The organism is Streptomyces sp. NPDC050264 (assembly GCF_040655895.1).
Taxonomy (GTDB): Bacteria; Actinomycetota; Actinomycetes; order Streptomycetales; family Streptomycetaceae; genus Streptomyces.
In genome coordinates this window covers 306,017-325,518 of sequence record NZ_JBFAKV010000006.1, presented here as the reverse complement: position 1 = coordinate 325,518, position 19,502 = coordinate 306,017, and the positions used below count along the sequence as shown (strand labels likewise).

The following is a 19,502-nucleotide window of genomic DNA, read 5'->3' as shown; positions in this document are numbered from 1 at the left end:
ATCCTGTGAGCAGCAGCATGGTGAAACGGCTTGTCGTGATCGTTCTCTTCGAGGGCGTCGATCTGCTCGACGTCACGGGGCCGCCGGAGGTCTTCGCGCTGGTGCGGCGCGAGACCGGCGAAGCGGCGGGTTACGACGTCGTGCTGGCCGCCGAGACGATGGACCCGGTCACCACGTCCGCCGGGGTGCGCCTGCTGCCCGACACCACCTTCGCCGAGCTCGCCGGTCGCGCCGTCGACACGCTCCTGGTGCCGGGCTCCGTCGAGGTGGACGACGAGCGTCGGGTGCGGGCCGTCGCCGACCCCGCCGTGGTCGACCGGGTGCGGGCGCTCGCCGCGCGGTCCCGGCGCGTCACGTCCGTGTGTGTGGGCGCGCACGTCCTCGCCGCCGCCGGGCTGCTGGACGGCAAGCGCGCCACCACGCACTGGTCGACCGCGCAGCAACTCGCCGCCGACCACCCGGAGATCGACGTCGACGCCGACCCGATCTTCATCCGCGAGGGCGACGTGTGGACCGGTGCGGGCATCAGCGCCTGTCTCGACCTCTCCCTCGCCCTGGTGGCCGAGGACCACGGCGAGGCGACGGCGCTGCGCGTCGCCCGGCAGTTGGTGATGTATCTGAAGCGGCCGAGCGGGCAGAGCCAGTTCAGCGTCCCTCTCGAACCGGCTTCCACGACGCGCCGCGTCGAGGACCTGCGCCTCTACGTCACGGCGCGACTCGGTGCCCCGCTCACGGTCACGGACCTCGCCGCGCAGGCCCATGTCAGTGAGCGGCAGCTCACCCGGATCTTCAAGGCCGAGCTGGGCACGACCCCCGCCGGGTACATCGAGTCCGCCCGCGTCGAACGGGCCCGCAATCAGCTCGAGTCCACCGACTCCACCCTCGAACGCATCGCGTCCGCCTGCGGTTTCGGTACGACCGACACGCTCGTCCGGGCGTTCCGCCGCAAGCTCGACACGACGCCGACGGAGTACCGGCGCCGCTTCCGTACCGTCACCGGCTGACCTCGTCCAGGCCGAGAGTACCCTGCGGCACACGACCAACTCCGTTTACTACAAGGGGCCTTCGCGCTCCTCCACGTACCGGGCCAGGTTTGTCAGCGCCATGCGGGTGCCCGTCTCATTGTCGGCGGCAGGCACTGCGTCGGGGACGCCCTCATGGACGAGGAGGACGTCGGTGCCGCCGTCGGCCGCGGAGAGCGTGGTGGTGATCGCCATGGTGCCGCGCAGAGCCGGCTCGTCGGTCTCGAACGCGAGCTCCTCGACGACCCGCTCGTCCGGTACGAGGTGGACGAACCTGCCGTGATACGTGTCGGTGCGCGCGGCGGACTTGCCGGGGGACATGGGTACGTCGTACGTGGGCGAGTCGTATGTGAGCGAGACGCGGAACCTGCCTCCCTCGCGCGCCTCGAACTCGTGGGCCCGGCCGCGCATCCCGGCCGGCACCCGCCACTCGGCGACCGCTTCGGCGTCCAGCAGCGCGCGGTAGACCGGCGCCGGGCGACGCGTTCACGTGATGGGACATCCGTGTCTCATACATGCCACCACGCTAGCGGCCCTCCGGACAGCGCGCCGGAGTCCGTCTCAGTAGCGTTCGGCAGCGCCCAGGTACTGCTCGGCGAACGCGGCCGCTGCGCGCGGCGAGGTGAACAGGCGGCGCAGCCGGGCGAGGGTCGTGCCCGAACGGAACGGGTCTCCCGTGGCCGCCCCGTGGTAGATCTCCGAGAGCCACTGCGAGAATTCCTGGTAGTCCCATACGCGGCGCAGGCACGTCTGCGCGTACCGTTCCAACCCGCCCTCGGCGCCGGGGAGTCGCCTGATGTGCGCGGCGAGTGCGTCGCCGAGGAGGAAGGCGTCGTGCAGGGCGAGGTTCATGCCCTTGGCGGCGATCGGGGCGACGAGGTGGGCGGCGTCTCCGGCCAGGAACAGCCGCCCGTGGCGCATCGGTTCGACGACGTAGTCGTGCATGTCCAGGACCCGCTTCTCGATGAGCGGGCCCTCCGTGAGCGGCGCGGCGCCGACCGCCGCGAGCCGCCGGCGCAGCTGCTCCCAGACGCGGTCGTCCGGCCAGTTGTCCGGGTCGTCGCCGGGCGGGCACTGGAGGTAGTAGCGGGTGACACCGGGGCCGCGGGGCATCTGTCCGGCGAATCCTTCGGGGTGTATGCCGAACAGCACGCAGTCCGCGGACGGCGGCGCCTCGGCGAGCAGCGCCAGCCAGCCGATGCCGTAGTCGTGCCGGGCCATGCGGACCCGGTCGGTGGGCAGCGCACCACGGCTCGCACCGCGCGCTCCGTCACATCCCGCTATGAACGCGCAGTGCAGCACCTGCCGTTGGCCGGATTCGGGGCAGGTGTACGAGACCGAGGGCCGGTCCGTGTCCACGTCGTGCAGTTCCACGTCGCGGACGGCGAACCGGATGTCACCGCCGCGTACATCGGCGTACTCGTGTACGAGATCGGTCACCAGCAGCGGCTGCGGATAGACGAAGTGGTGACTTCCCGTCAGTTCGTGGTAGGGGAAGCGGTGTTGTTCGCCGTCGAAACGGAACTCGCACGCGGTGTGCCGTTCGGCCCGTGCGAGCAGGTTGCCGGCGAGGCCCCGCTGTTCGAGGCCTTGCACCACCCGCCCCTCGATGACACCGGCCCGCGGCCTCCGTTCGATGAACTCGCGGGTCTCGCATTCCAGGACCACGCAGTCGATTCCCGCGGCCCGCAGGATGTTGCCCACGGTCAGTCCGGCAGGACCGGCGCCGACGATCACGACCGGAACGCTTCGCGGGGAAGGGAGTTGGGGGTGTTGGGGGGAGGTCACGCGGCCATTATGTCGACGCCCTTCACCGAGCCGACAGCGGGGCGCGGAGAGCTGTCAGAAGGGCTTCGGGGTCCGCTCGTAGCGGCTCACCCACGTGACGGGGCCTTCGTCCTCCCGCTGCCCGGGGGCGCCGCCCACCGCCACGTCGCCGCGGTGCACGAAACCCCGGTCCTCGTAGTAGGCACGCAGTCGCCCGTTGGACCGCACGCAGTCCAGCCGCAGCGCCTTCGCCCCGTGCTGCCGCCCGGTCCGCGCGGCCCAGTCGAGGATCACCGCGCCCAGGCCGGGGGCGCGGCGGCGCACCGCCATCCGGTGCACGTACACGGCGGGGCCGGCCGCGTCCGTCCACAGGAGGTCGGCCCGGTCCAGCGTGACGGTTCCGGCGATCTCTCCCGCGACAGTGACCAGCCAGGTCTCGCCCCGCGCCAGGCCGTCGGCGACCCACGCCGGCTCGAAGCGGTCCGGCCACTGGTCGATGCCCCGCGCCCGCAGCCACTCCGCCGCTTCGTCCAGCACGCCGAGTACGTCGTCCGTCTGCTCGGTGGTCGCACGCCGGAAGGCGACCGCGTCACCCCTCAGCCGTCCGACCCATGGGGCCCCTTCGCCCCTCATCCGTGCAGCCAGACGCGGAGCGGGCCGAGCGGCGCGAAACCCTGGCCCCGCGCGGCGGTCAGCGCGTCGCCGCGCTCGTAGCCGACGAGGGGCACGTCCGGGAACAGCGTGTGCGCCGCGTCCAGGACGACGGGCCAGGCCGCAGCGGGACCGCCGGTCTCCGCGAACACGTTCGAGATCCCGAGCACGCCATCGCTCGGGCTCGCCACGGCGCCGGCCACCACACGGCCGTCGGGATCCCGCCCGGCCAGCAGCAACACCTCTGGTTCCGCGAGGAGTCCGGGCTGGAAGAGGAACGCGTCGTCATCCTCTCCCGCGGCCCACGCGCGCGCCCAGGCCCGCAGCGCGGCCGGGTGCCGCATGACGTCCCAGGCCGCCTCGGGTTCCCGGGCGGGCGGTCCCGCGGGGCGGTGGATCCACTGGGCTTCGAACAGCGCCGTGAAGCCGTGCCGGGCAAGGTCGAGGTCGGCGAAGCTGTCCTTCACCGAGGCGCCGGGCGCGCTCGTGTCGATCCGGGCCGTCAGCGCCCCGGCGTCCTCGTGCGGTGTCAGGGTCACGGCGTCCGGATAGGAGGACGGCGTGCGTTGCGGCGCCGTCCACGCCCCGGGTCCGAAGTCGCCTTCCACTCCGTGCGAGCGGCTCATCGCGGCACACCAGCGGGCGTTGTTGAGCGCGGCGGCGCGGAGCAGGTCCGGCTTCGACATCGTCATGAGTGTCGATCATGACGCGGACAGGCACCGCTGCGCGACCCCTTTTTCGGGCGTCGCGGTCCTCACGGCGCATCGCCCTGCCAGGCGAACCGGCGCCCGTCGGCGCCCACGGGCCCGTACAGCGCGCGGCCGCCGGGGCCGAACGCGCCCAGTTCGGTCAGGAGCGCGATGACACCCTGTGCCTCCTCGGCCGGCCGGTCGGTGACATCCAGCAACAGCCCGTCCAGCGGACCGCCCACCAACTGCGCGTAGGCACGCCGGGGCCGCGGCCCCGCGTCCTCGTGGTCCGCGCCGTACACCCTTCCCCGCATGAACTCCTCCTCGTCCATGCCGTCCACCCTCGCACCCGCCACTGACAATCGGCCGCGCGAGCGGTGGTGCGGGGCCGCGCGGTCTCGTACGCACCAGTCCCCGGCGTTTCACGGCGGCCACGCGGGGAGCGCGCTCTACGTTGACCCGGTGCGCCACCGATTCCGTTTCCTCCTGTCCACGGCTCTTCTCACCACTGTGCTCGCGGCGGTGTCCGTCCTGCCCGCGGCCCCGGCCGGTGCCGCGGCCGGCCCGCCCCGGTTCACGTACCAGGTCCGCGGTGTCACGGCCGCCCAGCTGGGCCGTACGTGGCATCGCGGCTGCCCGGTGGGGCCGGGCCGGCTGCGCTCGATCAAGCTCGTCCACTGGGGGTTCGACGGCCGGGTGCACCGCGGCGAGATCGTCGTGCACGAGCGGGTGGTCCGCAACGTGGTGTACGTCTTCGGAAAGGCGTTCGCCGCACGGTTCCCGATCCGCAGGATGCGGACCCTGGCGGAGTACGGCGGCAGTGACACGGCCGCGATGGCCGACGACAACACCTCCGCGTTCAACTGCCGCGGAGTGACCGGGAACGCGGGCGTGGTCTCCCAGCACTCCTACGGTGACGCCGTCGACATCAACACCCTGGAGAACCCGTACGTGGACGTGAGCGGCCGGGTGCATCCGGCGGCCGGGGCCAAGTTCCTCGACCGGCGTCGACGCGCGCCGGGCATGCTGCACTCCGGGGATGCGGTCACCACGGCGATGCGTCACGTCGGCTGGGCGTGGGGAGCGCGCTGGGCGCACCCCGACTACCAGCACTTCTCCGCGAACGGGCGCTGAGTACTCCCGGCCCTCACGGCCGGTCGACGGTCTCCGGGCCCTCCAGTGGTGCCCGCTCCAGGAACGCCACCGCCTCGGGCACCCTGGCGCGCATCCGTGCCAGTCCCGCGGCGGTGAGTGTGCGGCACGCCGTGTCGCGTTCGGCGAGGACCTGCCGGGCGAGCCGGGCGGGGAAGTCGGCGGGGGTGAGGGCGGCGCCGGGCCCCGCCGACCAGGTCCGCAGCGGGGAGACCGCACCGGCGGCGTCGGCGCAGACGGCGAGGCGGCCCGACTCGACGTACCAGAGGACGATGCGTTCGCCCAGGGGGGCGGCCGGGGGTTCGACGCTCTGCCCGGCGCTCAGGTGCAGCGTGTCGAAGGCCTCGGCGAGGGCCGGGCGCAGCCGCTCGTCGGCGCGGCCGAACAGGTCGCAGACGGTCAGCGGGACCGGAGCGTCGGGGTCGAGCCCGAGCGCGGTGAGCAGGTCGTCCTCGCAGGTCTCCAGAGCCCGTCCGAGGTCGGGGAACTCGTCCGTGGTGCGGCTCATCGCCTGTCGTTCGTCGGGGTCGGCGAGCACCATCCGCGCGCCGCGCCCGCGCAGGTCGGCGCCGAGAGCCCGCAGCAGATCGGCGGCGACGGGTTCGACGCGGCCGACGCGTGTCAGGTCGAGCACGAACCAGCCGACGTCCGGGGCGAGTTCGTGGGCCACCCGCAGGGTCTGCTCGGCGGTCGCGAAGTCGAGGTCGCCCTGGAGCACGTGCACGCGGATCCGGTTCGGGTGTGCCTCCAGGGCCGCGCGCTGGGAGCGCGGGCGGTGCCGCAGGGAACGCAGCGGGGTGCCGTGCAGGGAGCGTGGGGGCAGCGGGCGGCGCTGCGGGTCGACGGCGCGCATCAGGTGCAGCCCGAACTGGTCGGACAGGAGGCGGCAGGCGGCGAGGCCGCGCACACTGTTGCCCTTTTCCTCCAGCGGCGGGCTGAAGACACCGATGCCGAACTGTCCGGGCAGGGCGACGCCGATCGCGCCGGACACGCCGCTCTTGGCGGGCATGCCGACCTTGAGCATCCACTGTCCCGACGCGTCATACATGCCGCAGGTCGCCATGACGGCGAGGACGTGCTGGGCGTGGCGCGGGGCGACGACGCGCCGGCCGGTGACCGGGTTGACGCCGCCGCCCGCCAGGGTCGCGTGCATGACGGCGAGGTCGTCGCAGGTGACCAGGGTGGAGCACTGCCGGAAGTAGACGCCGAGCTGCTCCTCCACGTCTCCGGTGAGCGAGCCCGCGTTGTGCATCAGGTAGGCGAGGGCGCGGTTGCGGTCGCCGGTCGCGCACTCGGAGGCGTACACCGCCTCGTCGACGTCGAGGGGCCGGCCGGCGAAGGCGGAGAGTCCGTCGAGGATGCGGGTGAAGCGGGCCTCGGGGGTGTCCCCGGCGACGAGGGAACTGGTCACGATGGCACCGGCGTTGACCATCGGGTTGGGCGGGCGTCCGGTGCCGGGCTCCAGGCGGATGGAGTTGAAGGCCTCGCCGCTGGGTTCGGCGCCGACCCGCGCCAGGACTTCTTCCAGGCCCCGGTCGGCGAGGGCCAGCGCGAACACGAACGGTTTGGAGACGGACTGCGCCGTGAACGGCACCGTGGTGTCGCCGCTGCCGTAGACCTGCCCGTCCAAGGCACACAGGCTCAGTCCGAACAGGCCGGGGTCGACGCGGCTCAGCTCGGGGATGTACGAGGCGGGCTCTCCGTCGTCGAGGTCGCGCAGCCGCACGCGAATCCGGTCGAGGAGGGCGGTGAGCGGATCGGCCGGGGCGCCCTGCTGCTTGTGTCGCACCCCGCCATCGAAACCCATCCGGGGTCGTGCTGCACCCGCTGACGGAATTCGCTTCGCCATGCCGGGTGCACCGGGCAGACTCGCGGCATGAGTGAGATCGAACAGAAGAAGGACCTGCTCCTGTATCTGCAGCAAGCCCGGGACGCGCTGCTGTGGAAGCTGGAGGGTCTCTCGGAGTACGACGTCCGCCGCCCGCTGACGCCGACCGGCACGAACCTGCTGGGCCTGGTCAAGCATGTGACGTTCGTGGAAGTGGGCTACCTCTGCGACACGTTCGGCAGGCCGCACGACGTGCCGTTGGGCGATCCGCACGAGGACGCGTACGCCACCCCCGACGAGTCGCGCGAACTGATCGTGGAACGCTACCGGCGGTCCTGGAGCCATACCGACGCCTCGGTCCATGTCCTCCCCCTCGACACCGTCGGCGCGGTGCCGTGGTGGCCGAAGGAGCGCAATGAAGTGACACTCCACCACGTCCTGGTCCGGGTGCTCGGCGACACCCAGCGGCACGCGGGGCACGCCGACATCCTCCGGGAAGGCCTCGACGGCGCGGCGGGGTGGCGCGAGGACAACGACAGCCTGCCCTCGCACGATCCCGCGTGGTGGCAGGAGTACCGCGACCGGCTCCAGCGCATGGCCGAGCAGGCCGCGAAGTAGCCGAGGCGGGGCCGGGTCAGGCTTCGCGGTGGCGGATCAGCAGCATCGCCGCGTCGTCGTGGAGCGGCCCCTTCGCGTGGTCCACCAGGTCCGTGCGCAGGCGCTCGATGGCCGCCTCGTCGTCGGGGTCCTTGAGGAGGGCCACGCGGTCCGCCAGCGGGTAGAAGTCCCCGGCCCCGTCGCGGGCCTCGCTCACCCCGTCCGTGTACAGCAGGATCTGGTCGCCGGGTGCGAAGGCGACGGTGTAGGGGACGGCCGGGTCCCCGCCGTGCATGCTCAGGCCGAGCGGCAGCGCGTACTGGGGCGGCTCGGGGAAGAGGGTCGTGCCGTCGGCGCGCACGATCAGCGGCGCCGGGTGCCCGAAGTTGAGGAACGTCACTTCGCGGCCGCCCGCCGGCACCTCGACGAGCAGGGCGCTGACGAACCGCTCGCCCTCCAGCTCCCGGTCGACGGCGCGCGCCAGCCGACGGCCGAGCCCCGCCAGTTCGGGCTCGTCGTGGGCGGCCTCGCGGAAGGCGCCGAGGACGAGCGCGGCGGTCTCCACGGCCTCCAGACCGTTGCCCTGGACATCCCCGATGACGGCGCGGGTGCCGCCGGCGGCCACCACGACCTCGTACAGGTCGCCGCCGATCCGCGCCTGTGCGACGGCCGAGGTGTAGGAGACCGCCACGCGCAGCTCGCCCGCGACGCGCGGCACCGGGCGCAGCAGCACCCGCTGCGCGACCTCCGCGATGTTGCGGACGCTGGCCAGTTCCGCGTCGCGGCGCTCCCGCAGCGCCACCGCGAGCAGGCCCGCCGCGGTGACACCGGCGACGCTCACCACCGCGATGTAGACGCGCCGCCTGCCCAGTGTGCCGTCGGACGCCGCGAGCACGACGCAGAGCACCACGGCCAGGGCTCCGATGCGGGCGGTGCGTCGTTTGCTGCCGACGAGGCCGGCGAACGCCGGGCCGAGCGACATCAGGGGCAGCAGGCCGAATCCCGTGGGCGTCGCCTCTTCGGCGACGACCACGAGCGCCATCACGCAGTACGGCAGGGCGGGCAGCACGCGCCCGTCACGGCCTTCGGTCACTCTCATCGCTCCCCCGCCGAACGGTTCGTCAGTCGGTTCCGTCGGTTGTTGAGCGTATGCGTGTTTTCTTGATGCTTGATGAGATTGCCGCGATCTCGTCGCGGACCGCCCTACGGTCCGGGCCCGTTCGCGCGGCGAGCCGTGACGCCGGGCGCCGCTGTGAGCGCCCGGCGAACGGCTGGGTTACGGGAATGAAGTGATCTTGGACGGCACCGTGTCGGTCCCCGAGGTCGGGGCACCGGTGTTGTTCACGACGTGGGCGTACTGCCCCTTTCCGCCCAGGGAGATGACCTGGATGCTGTGCAGCTTGATGCCCGGTTTCACCGGAACCTGGAATCCGTGCTGCTGGACGATGGAGGGGTCGCTGGTGAAGTTGCAGTAGCTGCCGAGTCCCCAGGCCTCATGCGTGGTGACGCTGTCGGCGACCTTGTAGGCGGCGTACCCGACGATCCCGTCGTGGGTGATCGCCGCGGCGTTCGGGACGTCGTAGGCCTTCTCGTTCTGGAAGAACAGGGTGCGGCCGCGTTCGCCGTTCCAGAGCACGTCGTACTTGTTGAAGTGTTCGACGAACAGTCCCGTGGTGAGGACGTCGTCGCCGTTCACGACGAGTCCGTAGTCGGCGCGGTTGGTCTCCCAGCCGACGCCCGATCCGTGGTCGGCCCGCCAGATCCAGGTGTGGTCGACGATGGCGTCGTCGCTGTTGACCACGACCGAGTTGGTGGCGAGGCCGGGGCCCGCTCCCCCGATCCGGACGAACACGTCCTGCATGGTGGTCGGGTTCGCGGCGTGGTCGGCGCTCGACCCGGCAGGGCCGATCTGCAGGAGGGTGTCGGACTTCTTGGCGCCGGCGTCGATGAGGAAGCCGGCGAGCCGCACCCCGTCGACGTCGGCGACGTGCATGGCGTCGATGCCGTTGTCGGGGACGATCGTGGCGAGGCCGAGGCCGAGCACCACGGTGTTGGCACGGTTGACGTTGATGGTCTGGTCGAGGTGGTAGACGCCGGGCGTGAACAGGAGGTTCAGGCCCTGGGAGAGCGCCTGGTTGATGGTGGCGGCGGTCGCGCCGGGCTTGACGACGTAGAACTGGTTCAGCGGGAGCGAGGTGCCCGCGTTGGCGGGCCAGGACACGCCGCGCGCGTTGGTCCGCTTGGCCGGGACGAACACCTTGTAGTCGTTGCCGTCGAGGTAGAGGAACGGCTTCTCACGGGAGACGGGTGTGGTGTCGAGGGTGGTGTACGGGCCCGTGTCGAAGTTCGTCGCAGGGGCTCCCTGGACACCGGAGAACGTCATGTTCCACACGCCGTTGGTCCAGCCGCCGACCGAACTGTCGCGGGTGTACCACTGCTGCTGCGAGTAGGGGCCGACCGTGCCGTCGATCTTCGAGTCGGCGATGTAGCCGCCCGAGGCCCAGCCGTACCCGTTCGGGGCGAGGTTGAGGCCGCCGGTGACGTGCATGCGCCGGAACGGGGCGGCCTGGGCGACGGCCCAGCGGTCGGTGCCGTTGACCGGGTTGAGGGCGAGGTTCTCCGCGGAGCGCCAGAAGTTCTGGGTGGCGTTGCCGTTGAACCAGCCGGCGTCGACGGTGACATCACCGTTGATCTTGGTGTCGTCGGGGTTGAGGCCGAGACCGGAGATCGAGGTGTAGAAGCCGAGTTGCGCGTTGATGCCGTTGTACGTGCCCGGCTTGAGCAGGAACTGGTAGCGCTGCGAGCCGAACTGGTTCGACTCCTGCTGGGCGAAGACCTGGTCGAACTTGCTTTGCAGCCCCGGTGTGTTCGGGTCCACGACGATGACGTTCGGCCCCAGGTCGCCGCCGCCCTCGACGGGTGGCGTGGTCCCGCCGTCGGTCGTGTGCACGGCGACCTCCCACAGGGAGTAGCCGTAGCCGGTGGCGCGGGCGGTCCCGTAGACGCGCAGGTAGCGCCCTGCGCCGCTCACGTCGTAGGAGGCGGTGCCGCCGGTGGCACCGGTGACCGTCCTGAGGTCGGTCCAGGTGGTTCCGTCGGCGGAGGCCTGGAGCTTGAACTCCTTGGCGTACGCGGCTTCCCAGCTGAGGTCGACCTTGCAGATGTTCTGTGTCGAGCCGAGGTCCACCCGGACCCACTGCGGGTCCGAGGCCTGGCTGGACCAGCGGGTGGCGGTGTCGCCGTCGAACGCGGCGGACGCGGGGGTCCCGCCGTTCTCCGTGGAGGAGGCGGTGGCGGTACGGCCCTTGGCCGCGTTGCCGGTGGAGCAGGTGCCGACCGGCGGGGTCCCGGCGTTGCCGAAGACCTGGAACTCCCAGAGCGAGTAGCCGTACGGCGTGGCGCGGGAGACGCCGTACATGCGGACGTAGCGTCCCTGGCCCGACACGTCCAGGGTGTCGGTGCCGCCGTCGCCGCCGGTGACCGTCTTGAGGTCGGTCCAGGTGGACCCGTCGGCGGAGGCCTGGAGCTTGTAGTCCTTGGCGTACGCGGCTTCCCAGTTGAGGACGACCTGGGTGAGGGTCGCGGACTGTCCCAGGTCGACCTGGAGCCACTGGCTGTCGGTGGCGGCGGACGACCAGCGGGTGCCGAGGTCGCCGTCGACGGCGGCGGAGGCGGGGGTCCCGCCGTTCTCGGTGGAGGAGGAGGTGGCGGTCTTGCCTTGCGAGAGCGGCGCGTCGGCGGCCGCTGCGGGGAGCTGGGCGGGGATGGTCACGAGCGCCGCCGCCGTGACGAGCGCTATCCCCAAGGATCTGAGTCTGAGTCTCATGCGTCTCACTCCGTGCGGTTGAGGAAGGACGGCTGCCCGCGGCAGCCGTCACCGAACGAACTTGCTTTGCCAACGCCTTAGTTCAGGGTTTGATTTAAGGCAGAGGGCAATCGTTCGGCAACCCCTCGGTAGCACCCTATTTTCGACTCCCGAACCCAGCGGCCCCGTTGGCTTCACCGCACAGGTGGGCCGACCTGCGCCGACACTGCCGGACCCGGCCCGCGTCCCGCCTCACGCCGTTTCAAGAATTGGAGACGTGCTGCGCCGCGAGCCGCACGGGTGCGTTCTGCGCGCCGTACCCGCGATAGCCCGTGTCGCGCTGGGTCAGTTCGAAGAAGACCCGGCCCAGGGTGTGCGTGTAGCAGTGCCGGAAGGCGCCGTGGCTGTCGCGGTCGTAGAGGATGTCGAGTTCCCGGTACGTCTCCAGCTCGCCCGGGGCGAAGTCGAAGCGGGCGGCGAGGTCGTCGTAGTAATTGGCCGGCATGGGCAGCAGGTGTCCGCCGGCCGCGCGGAAGGCGCGGGCGGCCGCGACGACGTCGTCGGCGGCGAGGGCGATGTGCTGGGCGCGGGCGTGCTCGTCGCCGGGGGCGGGGCCGACGCCGAGGGCGATGCGGACGGCGCCGTCGGCGCTGGTGAACGCGCGGCTGCGGAGCAGTCCGTAGGGGTCGGCGAGGTCGACGCTCGGCTGGGCGTCGAGGCCGAGGACGCCCCGGTGGAACAGAGCCGCTTCGTCGAACTGGTGCCAGGGCTGGGCCAGCGCGAGGTGGTCGATGCCGCGGATACCGGCGCCGTCGCCCGGCTGCTCACCGGTGGGCGCGAAGTCGGTTGTCCAGCTGGGCAGTTGAGGCCGCTCGGTGGCGCAGAAGAAGAGTTCGGTGCCGTCGGGGGCGGCGACGGCGTCGAGCAGGACGTCGCCGGTGGAGCGGCGGCGCGGCAGGACGGGGGCGAGCAGGGCCTCGGCGCGGCGGGCGGCGGCCACCGGGTCGGGGGTCTCCAGGCCGACGGCGGCGAGGACGGTGCCGTCGCGGCGGGCCCCGGGCCCGGTGTTGAGCAGCACGCGGGCCGTACCCTGCTCCCACAGGTCGACGGGTTTGCCACGGTGGCGGCCGGTGCGGGTGAAGCCGAGGGCGGCCAGCAGAGCCGTGGCTGGTTCGACGTCAGGTGTGACGAGCTCGGCGAACGCGAACCCGGTGGGCACGACGGCGGGCGGCAAACCGCCCTCGCCGACCGCCTCTTCACCTACCGCCTCTTGGACGACGAGCAGGGAGCGCAGGGCGTCGACGGCGGTGGGGCCGGCCTCGGCCTGGCGGAACACGTCGTTGAACACCTCCAGGGACAGCGGCCCCGCGTAGCCCGCACGCAGCACCTGCCGCAGCAGTCCCGCGACATCGAGGTCGCCCTGGCCGGGGAAGCAGCGGTAATGGCGGCTCCACTGCAGGACGTCCATCGCGAGGAGCGGCGCGTCGGCGAGCTGGAGGAAGAAGATCTTCTCGCCGGGGATGTCCGCGATGCCCTCGAAGTCCTTGGGTTCGTGGCCGCGGGAGAGGATGTGGAAGCTGTCCAGGCAGGTGCCGAGTGCGGGGTGGTCGGCGGCCTCGACGATGCGCCAGGCGTGGTCGTACGTGTTGACGTGGCGCCCCCAGGCGAGTGCCTCGTAGGCGATGCGGACCCCGAAGTCGGCCGCGCGCTCAGCCAGTTGACGCAATTGGCGCGCGGCGAGGACATCGTCGTCGACTGCTTGCGGGGAGACGCTGGAGCAGACGAGGACGGTGTCGGCGCCCAGGCGCTGTGCCACCCGGAACTTGTGCTCGGCGCGGCGCAGGTTGCGGGCGAACACGTCGGCGGGCACGGCCTCGATGTCACGCACCGGCTGGTACAGGTCGATGCCGAGGCCGAGGTCGGCGCAGAGGCCGCGGATCTCCTCGGGGGCGAGGGGGCTGGCGAGCAGGTCGTTCTCGAAGATCTCGACGCCGTCGAACCCGGCCCGGGCGGCGGCGGTGAGCTTCTCGGTGAGCGACCCGCTGAGCGAGACGGTGGCGATGGAGGTACGCACGGCGGACTCCTGCGGGGTGAGGGGGCTCGACTGGCCTTCAGGGGACGGGTGCGGTCAGCCGGAGCTCGCGGCCGCTCCCGAAGACCTCAACTCGGTTCCTGGCACGGTGAGTTGGGCGAAGTGTTCGAGCATGTGCCCGGCGTCCGGCTCGCGTCCCGTGAAGAGCCGGAACGCGTCGACGGCCTGGAAGACGGCCATTCCGCCGCCGTCGAGCACCGCGCAGCCGAGCGCGCGGGCGGTACGCACGAGCTCCGTCTCCAGCGGCCGGTACACGACCTCGGCGACCCAAAGCCCGGAGTGCAACATCTCGGCGGGGAACGGCAGCCCGGGGTGCGCGGCCATACCGGTCGGGGTGGCGTGCACGATCCCGTCGGCGCCGGCGAGCAGCGTGCCGAGCGCGTCCGGCGCCGCGGCTTGCGCGCGCCCGGCGCCGAAGTGCGCTTCGAGGGAGGCGGCCAGCGCGGCGGCCCGCTCGGGCGCCGCGTCGACGAGGGTGATCCGGCCCGCGCCGAGGGTGAGCACGGCGTGTGCGACGGCGGCGCCCGCTCCCCCGGCGCCCAGCTGCACCACGTGGTCCATGCGGGCGTCGGGCAGACCGCGCGCGAAGGAGGCGGCGAAGCCGGTGACGTCGGTGTTGTGGCCGGTGGCGCGGCCGTCCGCGATCACCACGGTGTTGACGGCGCCGAGGGCCTCGGCCGCCGGTGACAGGGCGTCGAGGTGCTCGATGACGAGCTGCTTGCACGGGTGGGTGATGTTCAGGCCGTCGAAGCCGAGGTCGCGGGCGGCGCGCAGCAGCTCCCCCACGCTTTCGGGCCGCAGACCGAGGGTGTCGATGTCGAGGAGGCGGTAGAGGTAGCGCAGCCCCTGCCGGTCGGCCTCGCGCTCGTGCAGGGCAGGCGTGAGCGAGGGGCCGATCCCGGCTCCGATCAGACCGACGAGATACGAGTCCTGGGGCACGTGTGACCTCCTGGCCGGGGCGGGGCCCGGCGCTAATGTACGAACTGGTTCGTTACTCATATCAAGTGAAGCACCCCGAGGGGAAGGGCCACGCCAGGAGCCACGGCGGCCCCTGCTTCTACAATCACCTGCACAGGCCCGCCGACCGTCCGCCCGAAGGATCCTGATGACCACTGTCGAAGAACCGGCGCGACGCGAGGGCCGTACCCGCGACGCCGCGCGGACGAAGGCCGAGATCCTCAAGGTCGCCACCGAGGAGTTCGCCCGCGCCGGGTACACCGGGGCGCGCGTCGACGAGATCGCCGCCCGCACCCGCACCACGAAGCGGATGATCTATTACTACTTCGGCGGCAAGGAGCAGCTGTTCACGGCCGTCCTGGAGCGGTCGTACGCGGTGATCCGGCAGGCGGAGGGGGACCTCGACGTCGAGCACCTCGACCCGGTCGCGGCGATCCGGCGGCTCGCCGAGCTGACCTTCGACCACCACGAGGCCCACCCGGACTTCATACGGCTCGTGAGCATCGAGAACATCCACGACGCCGAGCACATCACCGCCTCCGAGACGCTCAGCTCCCTCAACTCGCCCGCCATCGACGTGATCCGGCGGATCCTGGAGGCGGGCCGGGCCGAGGGCCTGTTCACGGCGGACGTGGACGCCGTGGACCTGCACGCGATGATCAGCTCGTTCAGCTTCTTCCGGGTCTCCAACCGGCACACGTTCGGCGCCCTGTTCGGCCGCGACCTGACGGCGCAGGACCGGCGCGAGCACTACCGCACCATGCTCGGCGACATGGTCATCGCGTATCTGACGGCGGAGCGCCCGGCGGACTAGCAGGGGCACATCACCTCGACGCGACCTCTTGACAGGCGGGAAACACCGGCGCAACATCCGTAGCCACCCGCTACTAACTATCCAGTGGGTTAATTAGCCGGACGCGCTTCCTTCCGGCTCCGCCGACCCGCTCACCCCACCGGGCCCCGGCACCTCTCCCCTTCCCGTCCCCCGAAGGAGCCCGTGTGTCCGTCCCCGCCGCACCGCCCCGCGCCCCGCAGGGCCAGCCGCGCAAGGCCGCGCTCGCCGCATGGATCGGCAGCGCCCTGGAGTACTACGACTTCTTCATCTACGGAAGTGCCGCCGCTCTGGTCTTCCCCAAGGTGTTCTTCGACGAGTCGGACCCGGCGAACGCGACGCTGCTCTCGCTCGCCACGTTCGGTGTCGCCTACGCCGCCCGGCCGGTCGGCGCGTTCTTCCTCGGCCATGTCGGCGACCGGCTCGGCCGCCGCAAGATCATGGTGTTCACGCTGATCCTGATGGGCCTCTCGACGTTCCTCATCGGCTGTCTGCCCACACGCGGCCAGGTCGGCTCGCTCGCCCCCGTGCTGCTCGTGCTGTGCCGGGTGCTGCAGGGCATCTCGGCCGCAGGCGAACAGGCCAGCGCCGGATCGATGACGCTGGAGCACGCCCCGGCGCACCGCCGCGCCTACTTCACGAGTTTCACGCTCAGCGGCACGCAGGCCGGACAGCTCCTGGCCACCCTGGTCTTCCTGCCCATCGCGGCGCTGCCGGAGGACCAACTCCTGTCGTGGGGCTGGCGGGTGCCGTTCTGGCTGAGCGTCGTGGTCGCCGTCGTCGGGTACGTCATCCGCCGCACGCTGCACGAGACCCCGGAGTTCTCCCGCCAGTCCGCGGCTTCGGACGGGGTCGCACGGCTGCCGCTCGTGGTGCTGCTGCGCGACCACTGGGCGGACGTGCTGCGGGTGATCGGGGGCGCGCTCGTCGCCTCGGTCAGCACCATCTTCACCGTGTGGGCACTGTCGTACGCGACGAGCGACGCGGTCGGCATGGACCGTTCGGCCATGCTGTGGGTCGGGGCGCTCGCCAACCTCGTGGCGCTCGGCGCGATCCCGCTCTGGGCCCGCCTCGCCGACCGCATCGGGCGCCGTCCCGTCTACCTGACCGGCGCCGCGGGCAGCGCGCTGCTGATGTTCGGCTATCTCTGGGCCGTCTCGACGGGCTCGTACCCGCTGACGTTCGTGTTCGGCATTCTCGCCTTCGGCGTCGTCTACAGCGCGGCGAACGCGGTGTGGCCCTCGTTCTACGGCGAGATGTTCCCGACGCGGGTACGTCTGTCCGGCATGGCGATCGGCACGCAGATCGGTTTCGCCGTGGCCGGGTTCGCGGTGACGTTCGCGGCGCAGATCGCGGGGCCGGACGGTGCCGACTGGTTCGCGGTGGCGCTGTTCACGGCGGCGCTGTGCGTGCCTCCCGTGATCGCCGGTGTCACGGCGCGCGAAACCCACAAGGTGCCGACCGAACTGCTCGGCGAGCGGGGGCAGGGCGCCGCCGGGGCCGAGGCCGCGCGGCCGGTAGGGGTCTGAGGAGCGGCCACCGCGGGGGCGGACCGTGCGACACGGCCCGCCCCCGCGGTGGCCACGTACTTCTCAGACGGTCTGGCTGCTGCGCGGGGCGTCGGTGGGCACGAGTTCGTCGAGGTCGAGGCGCCTGATGTCCTTGACTATGACGGCGTAGCTGAGGACGGCGAGGGCCGCGCACACGCTGACGAACGCGAGGGCGAGGTCGAAGGAGCCGGTGGCGTCGATGAGGTAGCCGACGACCAGGGGCGTGACGATGCCGGCGACGGCTCCGAACGCGTTGAAGACGCCGCCCGCGAGGCCCGCGATCTGCTTCGGCGCGACATCGCCGATCACAGCCCAGCCGAGGGCGCCGAGTCCCTTGCCGAAGAAGGCGACCGACATGATGAGGACGACGAGCCAGGACGCCGTCACGTAGTTGCAGATCATGATGGTGGTGGACAGCAGCAGACCCGTGATGACGGGGATCTTCCGGGCCACGGTGAGGCTGACGCCGCGCCGGGCGAGCAGGTCGGAGAGGTAGCCGCCGAGCACGCCGCCGGTGAAGCCGCACAGGGCGGGCAGCGAGGCCACGAATCCGGCTTCGAGGATGCTCATGCCGCGCTCCTGCACCAGGTACACGGGGAACCAGGTCAGGAAGAACCACGTGATGGTGTTGATGAAGTACTGGCCGATGAAGATGCCGAGCATGTTGCGGTTGGTCAGCAGTGTCCTGAGGTGCCGCAGACCGCCGTCCCGCCCGGCGTGGGACTCGGTGGGCGCGGAGCTGTCCATGTCGATCAGCGCGCCGCCGGCGCCTATGTGGTCGAGTTCGGCGTCGGTCATCCTCGGGTGGCTGCGGGGCGGGTGGATGACCCGGGTCCAGATCACCGCCAGGACGACACCGACGCCGCCGATCACGGTGAAGACGTGCTCCCAGCCCAGGGCCGTCACGAGCCAGCCCATCAGCGGGGCGAAGGCGACGGTCGCGAAGTACTGGGCGGAGTTGAACAGCGCGGACGCGAAGCCGCGCTCCTTCGTGGGGAACCAGGCGGCGACGATCCGGGAGTTGCCCGGGAACGAGGGCGCCTCGGCGAACCCGACGACGAACCGCAGGATGAAGAGCAGCACGACCGCGGCGCCGGAGAAGAAGCCGATGGCGCCCTGGGCCATGGTGAACACGGACCACAGGAAGATGGCCGCGCCGTAGACCTTCTTCGAGCCGAACCGGTCCAGCAGCCAGCCGCCGGGGATCTGCGCGATGAGGTACGACCACGAGAACGCGGAGAAGAGCAGGCCCAGTTCGCCGGAGCTGATGCCCAGATCCTGCTGCATGGTGTCGCCGGCGATGGACAGGGTGGACCGGTCGGCGTAGTTGACCGTCGTGACCACGAAGAGCATGGCCAGGATGACGTACCTGAGGCGGCCGGCTCTGGTGGGGGCGGCTGAAGTCACCGGGGCGTCCTGCCGGTTGCGCGCTGTCGCTGTCATGAGGGGGTCGTTCTCCTAGACCTGGAGGGGCGGCGGCTCTGCCGCGTGTGGTCCGAGCCACATGACCTGTGGCTGGAGTTGACCGTAGGTTCAGCGCCCATTCCCGTCTAGATCGATTTTTGTAGGCTGCGATACCTTTCCGGCATGACCGGCGGATGAGGTGGAATCCTCCACTCCGCCGTCACAAATGGTGGAGCAGGGCGTGCAGTGCGGGATTGTCGTTGGTCTTCCGCCACACCAGATGCAGCTCGACCGGGGTGGGGTCGGGCAGTTCCAGCGCCCGGAACGTGATGCCGGAGAAGCGCATCTGCGCGGCCGCCGCCGGCACGAAGGCGATGCCCCAGCCCGCGTTGACCATGGCGAGCAGGCTGTGCACCTGGCTGAGGTACTGGGTGAACCGGGGTGTGACCTGCGCCGTACGAAAGACGCTGACCAGCAGTTCGTGGAAGTACCGCGCCTCGACCGGCGAGTACATGAGCACCTCCTGCCCGTCGAAGTCCCGCATCCGCAACGGCTCTTCGCCCCCGGCCAGGGGATGGCCGACGGGCACCGCCGCGAGCAGGCCCTCCCGTATGGCGGGTCGGGTGACGAGGTCGGGCCCGGTGCTGGAGGGGCGGATCATGCCGAGGTCGAGGGAGCCGTCGGCGATCGCCTCGAGCTGGTCGCGGGTCACCTTCTCGCGCAGCACGATCTCCGTGCCGGGCATGACGGAGCGGGCGACGTCGAGGAGGGTGCCGAGCGAGGAGTAGGCGCTGGCGGCGGTGAAGCCGACGGCGATGGCCCCGGCCTCACCGGCGGACACCTGTTTCGCGGCCAGCGTGGCGGCCTCGGTCTGGCGCAGGATGGTGCGCGCCTCGTTGAGGAAGGCCCGCCCCGCCGGGGTGAGCCGGACCGTGCGGTTGGTGCGGTCGAGGAGTTGCACCCCCAGCTCGTGCTCCAGGAGCTGGATCTGGCGGCTCAGGGGCGGCTGTGTCATCCGCAGCCGTTCGGCGGCCCGTGTGAAGTGCAGTTCTTCGGCGACAGCCACAAAACTCACGAGTTGAGCGAGCGTGAACAACGATGCCCTCCGGGTATCAACGCATCCAAAAACTATGTTTGACGTGGATCAATCGCCGAC

At 71.4% G+C, this 19,502-nt stretch carries 16 protein-coding genes and 1 pseudogene; 5 read left to right on the top strand and 12 right to left on the bottom strand.

Annotated elements, in window-relative coordinates; genetic code table 11:
- Nucleotides 1–17 precede the first annotated feature (17 nt).
- The gene (locus AB0J02_RS13430; RefSeq protein ID WP_363193864.1) at nucleotides 18–1,004 is read left to right on the top strand and encodes a helix-turn-helix domain-containing protein; all 987 of its coding nucleotides are present in this window, start codon (nucleotides 18–20) and stop codon (nucleotides 1,002–1,004) included.
- 48 nt (nucleotides 1,005–1,052) lie between these two features.
- Here AB0J02_RS13430 and AB0J02_RS13425 read toward each other — a convergent pair.
- From AB0J02_RS13425 to AB0J02_RS13405, 5 genes and pseudogenes are all read right to left on the bottom strand, one after another.
- A pseudogene (locus tag AB0J02_RS13425) lies at nucleotides 1,053–1,539 on the bottom strand (SRPBCC family protein).
- Nucleotides 1,540–1,583: 44 nt separating this feature from the next.
- A complete protein-coding gene (locus AB0J02_RS13420) occupies nucleotides 1,584–2,810 on the bottom strand; it encodes a 4-hydroxybenzoate 3-monooxygenase (protein WP_363193762.1) in 1,227 nt (408 codons plus the stop codon).
- A gap of 54 nt (nucleotides 2,811–2,864) precedes the next feature.
- Nucleotides 2,865–3,422, bottom strand: a complete 558-nt coding sequence (locus AB0J02_RS13415; protein ID WP_363193761.1) for a GNAT family N-acetyltransferase — start codon at nucleotides 3,420–3,422, stop codon at nucleotides 2,865–2,867.
- A complete protein-coding gene (locus AB0J02_RS13410) occupies nucleotides 3,419–4,132 on the bottom strand; it encodes a hypothetical protein (protein WP_363193760.1) in 714 nt (237 codons plus the stop codon). The genes AB0J02_RS13415 and AB0J02_RS13410 overlap by 4 nt, the downstream gene beginning before the upstream one ends.
- Before the next feature lie 62 nt (nucleotides 4,133–4,194).
- Nucleotides 4,195–4,461, bottom strand: a complete 267-nt coding sequence (locus tag AB0J02_RS13405; RefSeq protein ID WP_363193759.1) for a hypothetical protein — start codon at nucleotides 4,459–4,461, stop codon at nucleotides 4,195–4,197.
- Between the two features lie 130 nt (nucleotides 4,462–4,591).
- Here AB0J02_RS13405 and AB0J02_RS13400 point away from each other — a divergent pair, with 130 nt between their 5' ends.
- On the top strand, nucleotides 4,592–5,263 hold the full coding sequence (locus AB0J02_RS13400; protein WP_363193758.1) for a M15 family metallopeptidase: 672 nt from the start codon (nucleotides 4,592–4,594) through the stop codon (nucleotides 5,261–5,263).
- Nucleotides 5,264–5,276: 13 nt separating this feature from the next.
- Here AB0J02_RS13400 and glsA read toward each other — a convergent pair whose 3' ends face one another.
- Nucleotides 5,277–7,070: a glutaminase A gene (glsA, locus tag AB0J02_RS13395; protein ID WP_363193757.1), complete on the bottom strand. Its 1,794-nt coding sequence runs from the start codon at nucleotides 7,068–7,070 to the stop codon at nucleotides 5,277–5,279.
- Nucleotides 7,071–7,157: 87 nt separating this feature from the next.
- On the opposite strand from glsA, the gene AB0J02_RS13390 reads away from it, so the two are divergent.
- Nucleotides 7,158–7,727 carry a DinB family protein gene (locus tag AB0J02_RS13390; protein WP_363193756.1) on the top strand — a complete coding sequence of 190 codons (570 nt, stop codon included), beginning with the start codon at nucleotides 7,158–7,160 and terminating at the stop codon, nucleotides 7,725–7,727.
- 16 nt (nucleotides 7,728–7,743) lie between these two features.
- On the opposite strand, the gene AB0J02_RS13385 is transcribed toward AB0J02_RS13390, so the two are convergent.
- The 4 genes from AB0J02_RS13385 to AB0J02_RS13370 form a co-directional block, all read right to left on the bottom strand.
- On the bottom strand, nucleotides 7,744–8,805 hold the full coding sequence (locus AB0J02_RS13385; protein WP_363193755.1) for a PP2C family protein-serine/threonine phosphatase: 1,062 nt from the start codon (nucleotides 8,803–8,805) through the stop codon (nucleotides 7,744–7,746).
- 177 nt (nucleotides 8,806–8,982) lie between these two features.
- Nucleotides 8,983–11,532 (bottom strand): discoidin domain-containing protein, encoded by a 2,550-nt coding sequence (locus tag AB0J02_RS13380; RefSeq protein WP_363193754.1) that lies wholly within the window; start codon nucleotides 11,530–11,532, stop codon nucleotides 8,983–8,985.
- A gap of 241 nt (nucleotides 11,533–11,773) precedes the next feature.
- Nucleotides 11,774–13,585, bottom strand: coding sequence for a TIM barrel protein (locus AB0J02_RS13375; protein ID WP_363193753.1), 1,812 nt, complete (start codon nucleotides 13,583–13,585; stop codon nucleotides 11,774–11,776).
- A 54-nt stretch (nucleotides 13,586–13,639) separates the two neighbouring features.
- Nucleotides 13,640–14,542 (bottom strand): shikimate dehydrogenase, encoded by a 903-nt coding sequence (locus tag AB0J02_RS13370; RefSeq protein WP_363193752.1) that lies wholly within the window; start codon nucleotides 14,540–14,542, stop codon nucleotides 13,640–13,642.
- Nucleotides 14,543–14,708: 166 nt separating this feature from the next.
- Between AB0J02_RS13370 and AB0J02_RS13365 the strand changes: the two genes are divergently transcribed.
- The gene (locus AB0J02_RS13365; RefSeq protein WP_363193751.1) at nucleotides 14,709–15,374 is read left to right on the top strand and encodes a TetR/AcrR family transcriptional regulator; all 666 of its coding nucleotides are present in this window, start codon (nucleotides 14,709–14,711) and stop codon (nucleotides 15,372–15,374) included.
- 185 nt (nucleotides 15,375–15,559) lie between these two features.
- Complete coding sequence (locus AB0J02_RS13360; RefSeq protein ID WP_363193750.1) at nucleotides 15,560–16,921, top strand: MFS transporter; 1,362 nt, start codon at nucleotides 15,560–15,562, stop codon at nucleotides 16,919–16,921.
- Nucleotides 16,922–16,984: 63 nt separating this feature from the next.
- Here the strand turns inward: AB0J02_RS13360 and AB0J02_RS13355 are convergent, their stop codons facing one another.
- Both AB0J02_RS13355 and AB0J02_RS13350 read right to left on the bottom strand, forming a co-directional pair.
- On the bottom strand, nucleotides 16,985–18,385 hold the full coding sequence (locus AB0J02_RS13355; RefSeq protein ID WP_363193749.1) for an MFS transporter: 1,401 nt from the start codon (nucleotides 18,383–18,385) through the stop codon (nucleotides 16,985–16,987).
- 181 nt (nucleotides 18,386–18,566) lie between these two features.
- Nucleotides 18,567–19,442: a LysR substrate-binding domain-containing protein gene (locus tag AB0J02_RS13350; protein ID WP_363193748.1), complete on the bottom strand. Its 876-nt coding sequence runs from the start codon at nucleotides 19,440–19,442 to the stop codon at nucleotides 18,567–18,569.
- Between the last annotated feature and the right edge of the window lie 60 nt (nucleotides 19,443–19,502).

Bases quoted from the DNA above. Each gene is read 5' to 3' on its own strand.
- AB0J02_RS13430 (WP_363193864.1), top strand. From the start codon at position 18: ATGGTGAAACGGCTTGTCGTGATCGTTCTCTTCGAGGGCGTCGATCTG.
- AB0J02_RS13415 (WP_363193761.1), bottom strand. From the start codon at position 3,422: ATGAGGGGCGAAGGGGCCCCATGGGTCGGACGGCTGAGGGGTGACGCG.
- AB0J02_RS13410 (WP_363193760.1), bottom strand. From the start codon at position 4,132: ATGACGATGTCGAAGCCGGACCTGCTCCGCGCCGCCGCGCTCAACAAC.
- AB0J02_RS13405 (WP_363193759.1), bottom strand. From the start codon at position 4,461: ATGGACGAGGAGGAGTTCATGCGGGGAAGGGTGTACGGCGCGGACCAC.
- AB0J02_RS13390 (WP_363193756.1), top strand. From the start codon at position 7,158: ATGAGTGAGATCGAACAGAAGAAGGACCTGCTCCTGTATCTGCAGCAA.
- AB0J02_RS13385 (WP_363193755.1), bottom strand. From the start codon at position 8,805: ATGAGAGTGACCGAAGGCCGTGACGGGCGCGTGCTGCCCGCCCTGCCG.
- AB0J02_RS13380 (WP_363193754.1), bottom strand. From the start codon at position 11,532: ATGAGACTCAGACTCAGATCCTTGGGGATAGCGCTCGTCACGGCGGCG.
- AB0J02_RS13365 (WP_363193751.1), top strand. From the start codon at position 14,709: ATGACCACTGTCGAAGAACCGGCGCGACGCGAGGGCCGTACCCGCGAC.
- AB0J02_RS13355 (WP_363193749.1), bottom strand. From the start codon at position 18,385: ATGACAGCGACAGCGCGCAACCGGCAGGACGCCCCGGTGACTTCAGCC.